The following is a 12,671-nucleotide window of genomic DNA, read 5'->3' as shown; positions in this document are numbered from 1 at the left end:
TCAAAAGGGGTTCGCTTATACAACAGCACCGTTGTCAGGAATCAGGAGAAACATGTCTACGCAAATGAACGAATATGCGCAGCCAATCGGTCAGCCCATGCCCGATTGGAAAACGCGTCCCGCACCCGGACGTGTCGCTATCGAAGGGCAATTTTGCCGCCTGGAGCCACTGAGCGCAGACCGGCACGCGGAAGACCTGTATACCGCCTACTCTCTCGCTGCTGACGACAGGGACTGGACATACATGCCGGTCGGCCCGTTCAATCGCAAAGAGGACTATCTGACGTACGTAGCGGCCGCTATAAAAGCGGATGACCCCATGCACTTCGCAGTGATCGACCTCAACAGCGGTAAAGCGGTAGGTACGCTCGCCCTAATGCGTCAGGATCCCACCAACGGGGTCATCGAAGTTGGGTACGTGACATTCTCACCCCGGCTCAAGCAAACTCCGCTGGCCACCGAAGCGCAATTCCTCTTGATGTCCTACGTCTTTGAAGGGCTCGGCTACCGGCGCTACGAGTGGAAATGCGACAGTCTCAACGGCCCGTCCAGGAGAGCTGCACAACGACTCGGCTTCACTTTCGAGGGCATCTTCCGCCAGGCGTTGGTCTACAAAGGGCGTAACCGCGATACTGCGTGGTACTCCATCATTGACTACGAATGGCCCGAGATTGGCAACGCTTTCCGGGCATGGCTTGAACCGGGGAACTTCGACGCGGACGGTAGCCAAAGGCGGTCCCTGTCGGACATACGCTCAGCATAGGCAACCCGGGCCTGTTTCAACCCCCAGAAACAAAATGATGCCTAAGGCAATAGCGCAACATGAACTCGCACGAACATAACGTCCCGCTGCCATACGGACGCCCTGCAACCCCTATTGAACTCGCCAGTGCGGCCGCCTTCCGTTTCATTGAGCTACACCCTAACCTGACACAGCGCTGCCTGGTCCTGGGAACAATCGGAGTCGATCCGGTTGACCGAGTCACATCCGCCCGCGCCGATAGCCGGGGACAATTCTCTTAGGTTACCCACTGCTACTGCTGCCCGGGAGCTACCCCAGCGGCTCCCATTTTCAGCCGTGGATAACCTGAATTGACCCAACTATGGACGGATTGGAGTCACCACCCGCTCCGGCCGCGTGATCAGCAAGCACGAGTCTGCCCGGCGAGGCAGCTTGACGGAACCTACATTATCGGCGCTGGATTAAGGGGAGTCGAAGGGGCGCTCGTCTATATGTGCCAAGAGGTCATCGGCCCCACCAGCAAGACCGTCTCGGTAAGCAGCTCGGAAAGCTCGACTGTTAGCGGCCATGAAAAACTGCCCGTAGATGGCCATGGAATTGCCCGCTGATGGCCACCGGGGCTGCCCATATATGGCCATGAGTTCTGCCCAGTTATGGCCGTTTGGTTTGCCCGCATTGTTCGCTTATCCCGCCGTGTCGTGAGACGGCGGGGGCCTCTTCCCGTTTGGATTTCGGTGTCGAATCGAATCCGCTGACAGGAAGAGGCCCTGAATGAAGGATGCCCTAGAAACCGTGAAAATTCTTGCTGCTTATGATCTGACCAGGTCGCTGCGCGGTGCAGCCGAGCTGTCAGGTTGTTCCCACCACACTGTCGACCGACTGGTCCAGGCCCGTGATGCCGGGCGTGCACCGGGGGCCGTGTCCGACCGGCCCAGGGTGACCGATGCGTGGCTGCCGAAGATCGAGGAATGGGTCGAAAAGTCCAAGGGACGGATCCGCGCCGATGTCGTCCATGCCAAGCTCGCCGCCATGGGCTACCAGGGTTCGGACCGCTCGACCCGCCGCGCCGTCTCCCAGGTCAAAGAGGCTTACCGGCGCGGGAACAAGCGGGTCCACCGTCCCTGGATCACCGAGCCGGGCGCCTGGCTTCAGTACGATTTCGGCGACGGACCGGTCATCGATGGAGTCAAGACTGTCCTGTTCGTCGCCTGGCTGGCCTGGTCCAGGTTCCGCATCGTGATCCCGCTGCGTGACCGGACGGCGCCGAGCGTTTTCACCGCCCTGGACCGGTCATTCCGGCTGCTCGGCGGCGCGCCGACGTATGTGCTGACCGACAACGAGAAGACCGTCACCACCATGCATGTGGCCGGCGTGCCGGTCAGGAACCAGCAGACCCTGGCGTTCGCCAAGCACTACTCCGTCGAGGTGCTCACCTGCCAACCGGCGGACCCGGCATCCAAAGGCGGCGTCGAATCGTCCGTGAAGATCGCCAAGGCAGACCTGGTGCCCAAAGACACCAACCTGCGAAACGCCTACGCCTCGTTCACTGAGCTCGAGGCAGCCTGCACTGCGTTCATGGACCAGGTCAACATGCGCGAGCACCGGACCACCCGCCGCCGCCCGGTCGACATGCTCGCCGAGGAAGCCTCCTCCCTGCACCGCGTCCCGGACACAGCCCACACCCTCGCCTACGGGGTTGGGCGCCGGGTGCCGGAAAACACGCCCATGGTCTCGTTCGAAAACGCCCAATACTCCGTGCCTGCCCATCTGCTCGGGGCCGAAGTGTTCGCCCGGTTCCACGGGACCGGCCCGGACGCGCAGGTCGTGATCGTGCACGTCGGCACCGGCGGGCCGGTCGAAGTCGCCCGCCACGCACTTGCCCGGCCGGGGTCCCCCGCGATCCTGGACGCCCACTTCCCAGACCACCAACAGAAGGTGCCCGGCGACTACAAACCCGTGCCCCGCTCCAAGGCAGAAGCCGAATTCCTTGGCATCGGCGCCGGCGCGCGCACCTGGCTGCTCGAGGCCGCCGCGGCCGGAGCGCAACGGATCAACGTGAAGATGGCTGAGGCCGTCGCGCTGGCGAAGATCGCCGGGACCGACGAGGTCGATAAGGCCCTCGGCGTCGCCGCGATCCACCACCGCTTCGCGCACGGAGACCTCGCGTCCCTGCTGAACGCCGGCGGAACCCGCACCGGGCTGCGCACCGCCGCAGAGGACAAGTCCCTCACCCAGGGCACCGCCGGCTGGGCCGGCCTCGGCACCACCGGCGCCGGGGAGGGCACCCGATGAGCATCACGACCGCGAACACCACCGCCCCGGCCCTGCCCGCCGACCTCGAAGCACTCATGCGGCAACTGAAAATGCCCCACGCCCGCGCCATCGCCCCGGACGTCCTGGCCACCGCCCGCGCCCAGCGCTGGGAACCGGCCGAGGTCATCAAAGCCCTGCTCGCCGAAGAAACCAAGGGCCGGGCACGGTCGATGCTCGCCACCCGGCGTAAGGCCGCAGGGTTCCCGACCGGCAAGACCTTCGCCCTCTGGGACGAAGCCGCGTCATCCATTCCGGCACCGACCCAGCAGGCCCTGCGCACCCTGGAATGGATCCACCGGAAAGAAAATCTCGTCGTCTGCGGGCCCTCCGGAACCGGGAAGACCTTCTTCCTCGAAGCCCTCGGCCAGCAGGCCGTCGAAGAAGGGATGCGGGTCGCGTGGTTCACCCTCGAGGACCTCGGCGCCCTCATCCGCTCACACCGGGCCGACGACACCGTCACCCGGGCCGTGGCCAGGATCCTCCGCGCAGATTTGGTCGTCGTGGATGACATCGGCCTCCTCGCCGTGGCCACCGACGCCGCCGAAGGCCTCTACCGGGTCGTCGACGCAGCCTATGAAAAACGGGCCGTCGCGGTCTCCTCGAATCTCCACCCCGCAGGCTTTGACGAGCTCATGCCCAAGACCCTCGCCACCGCGACCGTCGACCGGCTCCTGCACCACGCCCACGTCTGCCAAACAACCGGCGATTCCATCCGCCTTACCCAGGCCCTGGCCGGAAAGGGCGTCATGCCACTGAACTAACCCCCAAACCGGTGGCCAGCACAAACCCCACCCCAAAAGCGGGCAAACCAGCAGGCCACCACTGGGCAGTTCTACTGGCCACCAGCGGGCAGAAATGCTGGCCGCCTACGGGCAATTCCTAATGGCCGTTGACACTCGACACACGTGCCAGAAGTTTCTTGACCCGCACCTGCCTCTAGTGAGGACTTCTTTGTCGTTGACCTGTGTCTGGTATCAACCCTCCTGAGAGGTCTTCACCTAGTCACGATGTAATCAACGTCTTGACTCCGTACATCTACGCGTCGGTCGGCCGGATTTGCATCATCAGCCCGAAGAGGTCCGGGAGACCGTGCTCTTCACTGATCTGACCATTCATGAACCGATAAATGTTCATTGCCTGCGTTTGGATCTGTTTGCCTGTTGCAGGGACGCCGAGGAAGTCCCCTTGGTGTGTGGCGCGAAGGATGAATCGAGCGGCTACTGTGTTTCCTTCAATAATGGTCTCTTCCAGCGACCACTGGACGTCGGGAAACGCTTGCCGCATGATCCCGATGATTTTGAGGTAGCCGCCTGGACCCTGCACCGGCTCTGGCAGGAAAGGCACATGGAACGTTGCCGACGGCGAGATGATCTCATCACCAATCCTTTCGTCGGCTGAATTGATGAATTCGACGAAACGGTCCATGCGTTCACGCAGTTCTTCAGTCATTTGCTTGCTTCCTTCACATCTATTTCACTACGGCACACACACTATTTTGGTGGCTATCGGATGATGAACTCTGGTTCCCGCAAGCGTCTCAGCTAGGTCGCACTGCAGCCGCCGCCGGCTCGACTGGCATGTAGCAGCCGACCGAGCAGTTCCATGAGTTCATCCGTGTTCTGCTCGGTGAGCACAGGATTTAGTCGCAGATGCAGCTCGGTTTGAACCGGGTGTTCCTGGCCCCTTCCAGCAAAAGTCGACCGTCCGCCGTTAGCTCGATGAGGGAGGACCTTCGATCGACTGGGTTAATTCCCCGACGGCAATATCCGGCCTTTTCAATCCGGTAAATGAGCTTGCTCGTGCCTTCGACGGCAGGTCTTTAGGAGTTCGGGAGGGGTGTGGGCTGGTAGGCGATGAATTTCCATTCGTCGCCTTCTTGGATCCATACGGCCAGTGAGCTGTTGTTTATGGTCTTATCGGTTCCGTTGACCGTCAGGTCGGCCTTCATGCGTCCCAGCACCAAAGCTGTATTCCCGATGATGGTGATGCTTTCAATGGAATTCTCGATCCTGTGATAGCGGAGGGTGCCAGTGCGGAGCTTGGCCGTGTAGTCCTGCCTGGAGTCGCGGTTGCCTCCGGAGTGGGAGTAGACGAGTTCGTCATGGCAGAGATCGTCGAAGGTAGCGAAGTCCTGCTCGAGGACGGCCTTGTAGCGCTTCGCTTCCAACTCTTGGATGACGGATTCCGATGTTCGTTCGGAGTCAGTCATGGGACTTGGGTATGTTGCCGGCCTCTGGGGCGAGGACGATGTCGAATCGGGTTCGGGCCCAGGGCTGGCCAGCGAGGTCTCGGCTGTTGGGTGTGGGGGTGCCGGGTTTCTGTTCGATGAATTTCTTGATCAGGGAGTCCTTGACTCCGAACACGGAGTCGCCGATGGCGATCTGGGGGTCGCCGTCGACGAAGATGTGTGTCACCAGGGTGCGTTGCCCCGGGGCTGTGACCATGAAGTGTAGGTGTGAGGCGCGTACCGGTGACCGGTTGACTGCAGCCAGGAGTTTGCCGACGGGCCCGTCGTGCGGGATGGGGTATGGCGTGGGGGTCAGTCCCCAGAAGGAGTATTGGCCGTTTTCGTCGGCGAACAAGTGGGCGCGGCCGGCAATCCGTCCGTCGGAGTACTGGGCGTCGTAGAACCCTTCGTCGTCGGCTTCCCAGACTTCGATCCGGGCACCGGGGACTGGTTTACCCTCGGTGGTGGTGATGGTGCCTTCAACCCAGCAAGGTTGTCCGGTGGCGCCGCCGGCGATGTCTCCTCCGTTGGGGATTTCGGGGGCGTCCTCTGTGAAGAAGGGTCCGAAGACTGTGGCCTCGGTGGCGTTGCCGTGGGTGGGGTTGTTCACTGCGACCGTTTGCATGGAGGCGCCGAATATATCCGAGAGCAGGATGAACTCCTGCCTTTTGTCGTCGGTGATATGTCCGCATGCGGTCAGAAAGTTGATCGCGGCGTCCCATTCCTCTTCGGTGAGACGCACTTCTCGGATGAAGGAGTGAAGGTGCCGTGTGAGGGATTCCATGAGCGTCTTCAGCCGCTCGTCCGGAGTGTTTTTGAAGGACGCGACGACAGTGTCTGTCAGTTCCTGTTCGACGGCGACCTGGACTGGGTCGGGAGCCATGGAGGTTCCGGTGGTGGTGGTCATGGGAGTGTCCTTTGTTGTCTTCACAAGGTGGCCAGTTCAGGGGCGGGGACGTCGCCGGCCTGTGCCGCGGAGAGCAGCGCTGTGATGTTCTCCTCTGTGGCAGATGTCGGGTTCGATTCCGGCACCACGGCAAGGACCCGGCGGACGGCCTCGGGGATGTCTTCTGGGGTGAAGCCGTAGTCGGCGAGGGACTTTGGGGCGTTGAGGCTTTCCCGGAGGCTGTTCAGTGCCTTGACTGCCGAGGTGTTGGTGCCCTCGGCGTGTCCTAGGGCGGCGGCGAGCCGAGCGGCCAGTTCCGGTACGGCCGGGGCGTTGAGCGTAAGAACGTACGGGAGGATTACGGCGTGGGTTTCGGCGTGTGGCAGATTGAAGGTTCCGCCGAGGACGTGGCAGATCTTGTGGTGCAGCCCGGAACCTGCGGAGGCGAAGGCGACTGCGGCAAGATAGCAGCCATAGAGTGACTGCTCGCGGGCATGGATATTTCCGGAATCCGCCGTGATCCCTGTCAGGCCGGCAGCCAATGCCCGGACTCCTTCCAGCGCGAGTGCCTGGTTGATGGGGTCTGCCTTTGGCGCCCACAGTGAATCCACGCAGTGTGCCAGGGCGTTCAATCCTGATGCCACAGACATGCCCGCGGGGAGCGATACGGTGAATTGCGCGTCGTAGATGACCGTGACGGGAAGGACCCTGTCATCAACCCCAGTGGTTTTGGTGCGGTCTTCGGTCAGGCCCCAGACGTTGGTTGCCTCAGACCCGGCGTACGTGGTGGGAACAGCAATGATCGGTATCCCAGTTGTCAGAGCAACCGCCTTGGCCAGGCCCGTGGTCGAGCCTCCCCCTACGGATACCAGGAGGTCGACGTCCGCGTCCACTGCCGCCGCCCGTGCCTTCTCAGCCGTTTCCACCGGGACATGCATGACCACGTCGTCGTGCCAAAGGGCAACCTCGATCTCCCCGCACGCCTGCCGCGCCATCTCCGACTCGAACTGGGAGGCGATCACCATCACCTTCTTCGCGTCCAGCCGGGTTACCTCTGCTGCGAGGTAGCCGGCCGCCTTCCCGGAGCCGAAAAGCACTCTCTGCCCAAGCGTCGTGTGCTCGAATTCCATTCCCATATATCTCGTACTCCTGCTCATGCTCATATTGTGTTGATGCTCGAATCGAAGGCCCCGGGCGGTGCTCATGCCATCCTGTCAACGCGGCATGAGCACCGCCCGAAACGCCTGAGGTCCGTCCGCTCAGGCGGTCGTGCCGGTTACTTCGCCGAAGTGGCCAAAACGCTCGAGGCGTTGGCGTCATCTCCCAAACGAAGCAGCTTTTCGGCGTTCCGGTAGCTGATGTTGGCGCGGTCCGCCTCACTGATCGGAGCGTTGTCCAGGAACTTCGCCGCCTCCTCAATGGTTTCGAACGGGTAATCCGTGCCGAACAGGATGTGTTCTGAGCCCAGCGCCAGCAGTGCACACAAGAGCGGGGCGGGCGAGCACACCCCGCTCGTGGTGACGTAGAGGTTTTCGCGCAGGTATTCCGAGGGCTTTCCCTTGGCGAGTTCGATACCGTGGTGGTTGTGGAAGCCCCAGCGTGAATCCATTCGCCACAGAACGTAGGGCAGTCCTTCGCCCATGTGTCCCAGGAGCAGTTTCGCGTTGGGGAAGTCGTCAAAGACCCCGCCGAAAATCAGCCGAAGGGCATGGGTGGAGGTATCGATACCCCAACTCCACATCGGGCCCACCAGTTCAGGGTGTCCACTGAGTACGTGGGCCGTGTCCACGCCATTGGCCGGGTGCAAGTACAACGGAACGTCGAGGCCTTCTGCCATTTCCCAGACAATGCGGAGCTTCGGATCATCCAAGTACATGCCGTTGGTGTGGGCATTAACCAAAGCACCTTTCATGCCCAGGTCCTTGACGGCGCGTTCCAGTTCCTTAGCCGCGGCCTGGGGATCCTGCAGCGGCAGCGCAGCGAAGCCTGAGAACCTGTCGGGCCTTTCAGCCATGATGCCGGCTAGGAAGTCATTCACTGTCTTGGTCTTGGCAATAGCCACAGCGGGGTCGGTTTCGGCCTGGATGCCCGGGGAGTTGAGCGACAGGACTTCCATGTCGATCCCGTGCAGATCCATTTCTGGCAGCCGCTCCTCTGTAAAGTCCAGGAGCCTGCGCGAGGCATCAGCCCACGCCTGCGGCTGCGCAATGTTCGAGGTGCTGCTGCCATAACCCACCAGATCAGGGGTCACGAAGTGTTCTTCGAGGGCAATCTTCTTCATCGGGTCTCCTTTGAGCCTAAGGTCGCTGCGTTCACTATTATGCATTGACTTTATCTATGATGAATTTTAGTGTTGTCTGTGTCAAGCGTCACAGAAGCTGCTTGCCGAGAGATTTGAGGATTTGAGGATGAAAAAGTACGACGTTGCTGTCGTGGGATACGGTCCGGTGGGCATGGCCATGGCGGCACTGCTCGGTCAGGCCGGGCACCATGTGGTTGTGCTGGAGCGCTACGCCGGCCTGTATAACCTTCCCCGGGCTGCGATTTTCGATGACGAGACCATGCGCACATTCGCCAAGCTCGGCATCGCCGAGGAACTCCTGCCCAAGGTCAGTGCCCAGAGAAACTATGAATGGCGCAACGGCGCCGGTGATCTGCTCATCGAGCATGAGTTTGCCCTGAAGGGCGCTTCAGGCTGGTCGGAGTGGTACATGATGTACCAACCCGACCTGGAAAATGCGCTGTCCGCCCTCTGCACTTCCCTTCCTAATGTCGAAATCAGGTTCAACGCCAAGGTCGACGGATATGAAGACAGGGGCGACGAAGTCCGCATGAATGTGGCCGGGGCTGAAGCTGTGAGTGCCAAATACGTGGTTGCCTGCGACGGTGGCAACGGCACTACCCGGGCGAAGATCGATGCCGAACTGACAGACTTCGGCTTCTCCGAGCCCTGGCTTGTATGCGATTTCCGGCTTACCGGCGACGCCCGGCCGCCCCACGCCCGTCAAGTATGTGATCCCAAACAGCCACAGTCGATCATCTCCCTGGGGCCGGACCACCACCGGTTCAGTTTCATGCTCGACTCTGAAGCCGACTTTGAAATCGAGCGTGACCCCGAGCGTGTCTGGAACCGCGTGGCGCCCTATTTGGCGCCGAACCAGGCGGAACTGGTCCGCGTCGCCACATACACCTTCAGGTCGCTGCTTGCTAACCCATGGCGAAGGGGAAGGATCATTCTGGCCGGCGACGCCGCCCACCAGATGCCGCCTTTCCTGGGCCAGGGAATGTGCTCCGGCATCCGGGATGCCCATAATCTGGCGTTCAAGCTTGACCTGCTGCTGGCCGGGCAGGCTCAGGACTCCATCCTTGATACCTACCAGTCCGAGCGCGAACCCCACGTAGCCGCCGTGGTACACAAAGGCATCGAACTCGGGAAGGTCCAGACCATGCGTGACCCCGAGGCGGCAGCCGAACGGGACCGGCAATATCTGGCCAACCGGGCCCGGAACCACAACCCGGAAAAACTGCGCTTTCCCGGCCTCGGCCCGGGCTTCCTGTCCAGCAATGGCCACCCCGCTGCCGGCCACCTGTTCATCCAGGACGAGGTACGCACCGCGGCAGGGGACCAAGGCCGCTTCGACGGGATCTTCGGCTACGGCCCTCGGCTGCTGCTCCTCCGCTCAGCCTACGAAGAGTTCGCCCCCGAAAACGCCCATGACATCGCCGGCGGAGACGTCGTCGTGGTAAACCCCGCAACTGGTCGGGCCGAAGCATTCACGGATGTCAACGGCAGCTACCGGAGCTGGTTTGAGACCAACCAATGCTCAGCAGTACTGGTTCGCCCCGACTTCTACATCTTCGGGGCCGTACGAACAGGCGGTGAAGTCAATGGACTCATCCGCGAGTACGACAAAAGCTTCGCATTCGAAACCAAAATCCCTGCAACATCAGGAAGCGTGAGCGCATGAGCACCAAAGAACAGACTCAGGGAAAAGAACACCTCAGGGCAATCTCCGAGCGCGTTCTGTTGACCGTCGCACTGGTCATTGGCGGTTTGGAAGGCTATGACCTGGCAGTATACGGCGTAACCGTCCCCTCGTTGCTGGCCGACCACGCCCTGAACGTCGACAAGGGCGCCGCTGGCACTCTCGGCTCCGTGGTCGCGGTTGGCATGATGATCGGCGCAGGCCTGGCAGGCGCCATGATCAGCCGCATCGGCCCGAGACGGCTCATCCTGGCCAGCTGCATGATCTTTTCGGTCGGCATGCTCCTTTCAGCCGCGGCGCCCAGTGTCCTCATTTTCGGTCTCGGACGCATCCTGGTGGGGTTGGGTCTTGGAATCGTCCTGCCCACCCTGCTGGCCTACGTGGCTGACTTGTCTCTGCCCGGCCGCCGTAACAGGAATACAGGCATCGTAATGGCCGGATACGCCGTAGGCGGCCTTGCCGCCCCGCTGCTGGGCGCTGCATTGCTCCCCGGCGCCTCATTCCGATGGTTGTACGTCATAGGAATCATCCCGGCCGTGGTGATCCTTCCCTTTGCCTGGAAGCTTCTGCCCGAAACGCCCGTCCACCTTCTGCGCCTGCGTCGTACAGAGTCCGCACACCGCCTCAGCGCCGCCATGGGCTTGCCGGAGCCAGTCCTCGTCGCTGCAGGGAAGCGACACTTCGCAGGCATCGGACCGCTCTTTTCTGCCGGCGTCGCCGGGGCCACGATCCTGTTCTGGATCATGACCTTCTGCGGGCTCCTCCTGGTGTTCGGTATCACCGCGTGGCTGCCCACGATGATGCAGGCCAACGGTTACTCACTCGGATCCGCCCTTCTGCAGACTGCTGCCATGTGGATCGGCGTCGGCGTCGGCGTCATCGTCGGCGGAAAAATCGCCGACAGAATCGGGGCGAAACCAGTTGTCGTGACTGCATTCCTGATGGGGGCACTCAGCCTGGTAGCTATGAGCCTGAACCCGAACGTCGTCGTACTATTCATCCTGATGTTCCTCAGTGGGGTTGGCTTCATAGGCTCGCAAATTCTTGTCAACGGCTTCATTCTGACCCGGTACCCCGACGACATGCGCGGAAGCGGCCTTGCGTGGGCGCTGTCCTTCGGCCGGCTCGGGGCCATTGTCGGGCCGTCACTGGGCGCATGGGTCCTGACCTCAGGACTGTCCGTCGAATGGAACTTCTACACCTTTGCCATCCCCGCAGTAGTAGGAGCTATCGCGTCACTCCTGGTCCCACGGATACGAGTCAGCGAACCTGGAAGCCACGAACAAGTCGGTGCGCTTAGAGGAGACGTACCGGCGAAGTAACTGGATAAAACCGCCGGACCATTGACCGCGATCGATTACCCGACCGATACGATCAAGATCGGCAAACAATGCGTAAGGAAGTGCATGGTCATGAGCGACATGGAAGCCGCCCCGTCAGAACGCCAAGGTATCCAGTCCGTTGAGCTCGCAATGCGGATCATCGAAGCCCTCGAATCCGGCGGTGGCCCCATGTCCCTTTCTGAAATCGCGGAGCGAAGCGGCTTCCAACCCAGTAAGGCTCACCGGTACCTGGTGAGCCTTACCAGGATCGGACTTGTCAGCCAGTCCCCGAAGACCGGCCGGTACGACTTCGGGGCAGCCATGCGCCGTCTAGGGGCAGAATCACTGCGCAGGACCAACGAGGTCTCGGTGGCATCTGACTACACCCCCGATCTACGGGACGAATGCGGACACTCGGTAAACATTGCGGTCTGGGGAGACGACGGCCCAGTCGTCGTCCGTTGGGACTATGGAAGCCACGCACTGCCCATCAACATCCGTCTCGGCGCCACACTCCCCATGCTTACCTCGTCCAGCGGCCAGGTCTTCCTCGGTTTCCTGCCGGAATCCATGTGGGCTACAACGCTGGCAGCAGAACGCTCCCGGCGGAGCCCCAACGCATACACAGACGAAGATATCCAGCGACTCCGGAGCGAAGTCGCAACCAACGGATATGCCTTTACATCCGGAGGCGTCATCCCGGGTGTGTCCTCGATCGCAGCTCCCGTATATTCATCGCTCGATGCAATCCCATTGACGGTCGCGGTTGTCTTCCCCACCGAAGTCGTCCACGAAGACGAACTGGAACTGGTAAAAACCCAGCTGCTCAGCATCACACGAAAAATCTCAAGTGAGCTCGGCATGCCCTTTGAAGGCGACGCCGCTATATCTGCATAAGAAGGCTCTCGTCCCAGACCCTGGGAGGTAGCGACTCGATTCGAGACACAAAAGCAGCACGCGACTGCATCCGTGGGTGTCAACCTGCCCGCTTGAGTGCACGACAGCTATCCCCTTGAGTCGGTGCTCCATAATGCTTGGAAGGAAACACCATGATTCAACTGTGGGACCACCTGGCCTCTTTGCTTGACGCCAGTGGCCAAGAAAAACCAGAGGGCGCAGCGGAATTGCCCTTCTCGAATACTAGGCTCAACTCGGCCGCATGGATTGGCTGGTACGAGGAAGACGCCTGATATCC

The 12,671-nt window shown here is 61.3% G+C and carries 11 protein-coding genes; 6 read left to right on the top strand and 5 right to left on the bottom strand.

All coding sequences use genetic code 11. The annotated features are described in order from the left end of the window. Positions 1-52 precede the first annotated feature (52 nt). The 3 genes from ABIE00_RS01355 (at position 53) to istB (ending at position 3,816) form a co-directional block, all read left to right on the top strand. Positions 53-763: a GNAT family N-acetyltransferase gene (locus tag ABIE00_RS01355; protein ID WP_354255754.1), complete on the top strand. Its 711-nt coding sequence runs from the start codon at positions 53-55 to the stop codon at positions 761-763. Between the two features lie 750 nt (positions 764-1,513). Then, entirely contained in the window at positions 1,514-3,034 is a 1,521-nt protein-coding gene (gene istA, locus ABIE00_RS01350) for an IS21 family transposase (protein WP_354255751.1), read from the top strand. Further along, positions 3,031-3,816, top strand: a complete 786-nt coding sequence (gene istB / locus ABIE00_RS01345) for an IS21-like element helper ATPase IstB (protein WP_354255748.1) — start codon at positions 3,031-3,033, stop codon at positions 3,814-3,816. The genes istA and istB overlap by 4 nt, the downstream gene beginning before the upstream one ends. A 274-nt stretch (positions 3,817-4,090) precedes the next feature. Here istB and ABIE00_RS01340 read toward each other — a convergent pair whose 3' ends face one another. From ABIE00_RS01340 to ABIE00_RS01320, 5 genes are all read right to left on the bottom strand, one after another. Next, positions 4,091-4,504 (bottom strand): ester cyclase, encoded by a 414-nt coding sequence (locus tag ABIE00_RS01340; RefSeq protein ID WP_354255745.1) that lies wholly within the window; start codon positions 4,502-4,504, stop codon positions 4,091-4,093. A gap of 370 nt (positions 4,505-4,874) precedes the next feature. Next, on the bottom strand, positions 4,875-5,264 hold the full coding sequence (locus ABIE00_RS01335) for a nuclear transport factor 2 family protein (RefSeq protein ID WP_354255742.1): 390 nt from the start codon (positions 5,262-5,264) through the stop codon (positions 4,875-4,877). Then, positions 5,257-6,189: a hydroxyquinol 1,2-dioxygenase gene (locus ABIE00_RS01330; RefSeq protein WP_354255739.1), complete on the bottom strand. Its 933-nt coding sequence runs from the start codon at positions 6,187-6,189 to the stop codon at positions 5,257-5,259. Before ABIE00_RS01330 ends, ABIE00_RS01335 begins: the two co-directional genes overlap by 8 nt. 20 nt (positions 6,190-6,209) lie before the next feature. Then, positions 6,210-7,304: a maleylacetate reductase gene (locus tag ABIE00_RS01325; RefSeq protein WP_354255736.1), complete on the bottom strand. Its 1,095-nt coding sequence runs from the start codon at positions 7,302-7,304 to the stop codon at positions 6,210-6,212. 140 nt (positions 7,305-7,444) lie between these two features. Then, complete coding sequence (locus tag ABIE00_RS01320) at positions 7,445-8,449, bottom strand: amidohydrolase family protein (protein ID WP_354255733.1); 1,005 nt, start codon at positions 8,447-8,449, stop codon at positions 7,445-7,447. Between the two features lie 127 nt (positions 8,450-8,576). On the opposite strand from ABIE00_RS01320, the gene mhpA reads away from it, so the two are divergent. The 3 genes from mhpA to ABIE00_RS01305 all read left to right on the top strand — a co-directional run bounded on the left by mhpA (position 8,577) and on the right by ABIE00_RS01305 (position 12,373). Beyond that, positions 8,577-10,136, top strand: a complete 1,560-nt coding sequence (gene mhpA, locus ABIE00_RS01315; protein ID WP_354255730.1) for a bifunctional 3-(3-hydroxy-phenyl)propionate/3-hydroxycinnamic acid hydroxylase MhpA — start codon at positions 8,577-8,579, stop codon at positions 10,134-10,136. Next, entirely contained in the window at positions 10,133-11,476 is a 1,344-nt protein-coding gene (locus tag ABIE00_RS01310) for an MFS transporter (protein WP_354255727.1), read from the top strand. The genes mhpA and ABIE00_RS01310 overlap by 4 nt, the downstream gene beginning before the upstream one ends. A gap of 90 nt (positions 11,477-11,566) precedes the next feature. Next, on the top strand, positions 11,567-12,373 hold the full coding sequence (locus tag ABIE00_RS01305; protein WP_354255724.1) for an IclR family transcriptional regulator: 807 nt from the start codon (positions 11,567-11,569) through the stop codon (positions 12,371-12,373). The last annotated feature ends 298 nt before the right edge of the window (positions 12,374-12,671 follow it).

The organism is Arthrobacter sp. OAP107 (assembly GCF_040546765.1).
GTDB lineage: Bacteria > Actinomycetota > Actinomycetes > Actinomycetales > Micrococcaceae > Arthrobacter.
Note: the sequence above shows the minus strand (reverse complement) of the source record. Positions and strands in the feature narration are given on the sequence as shown.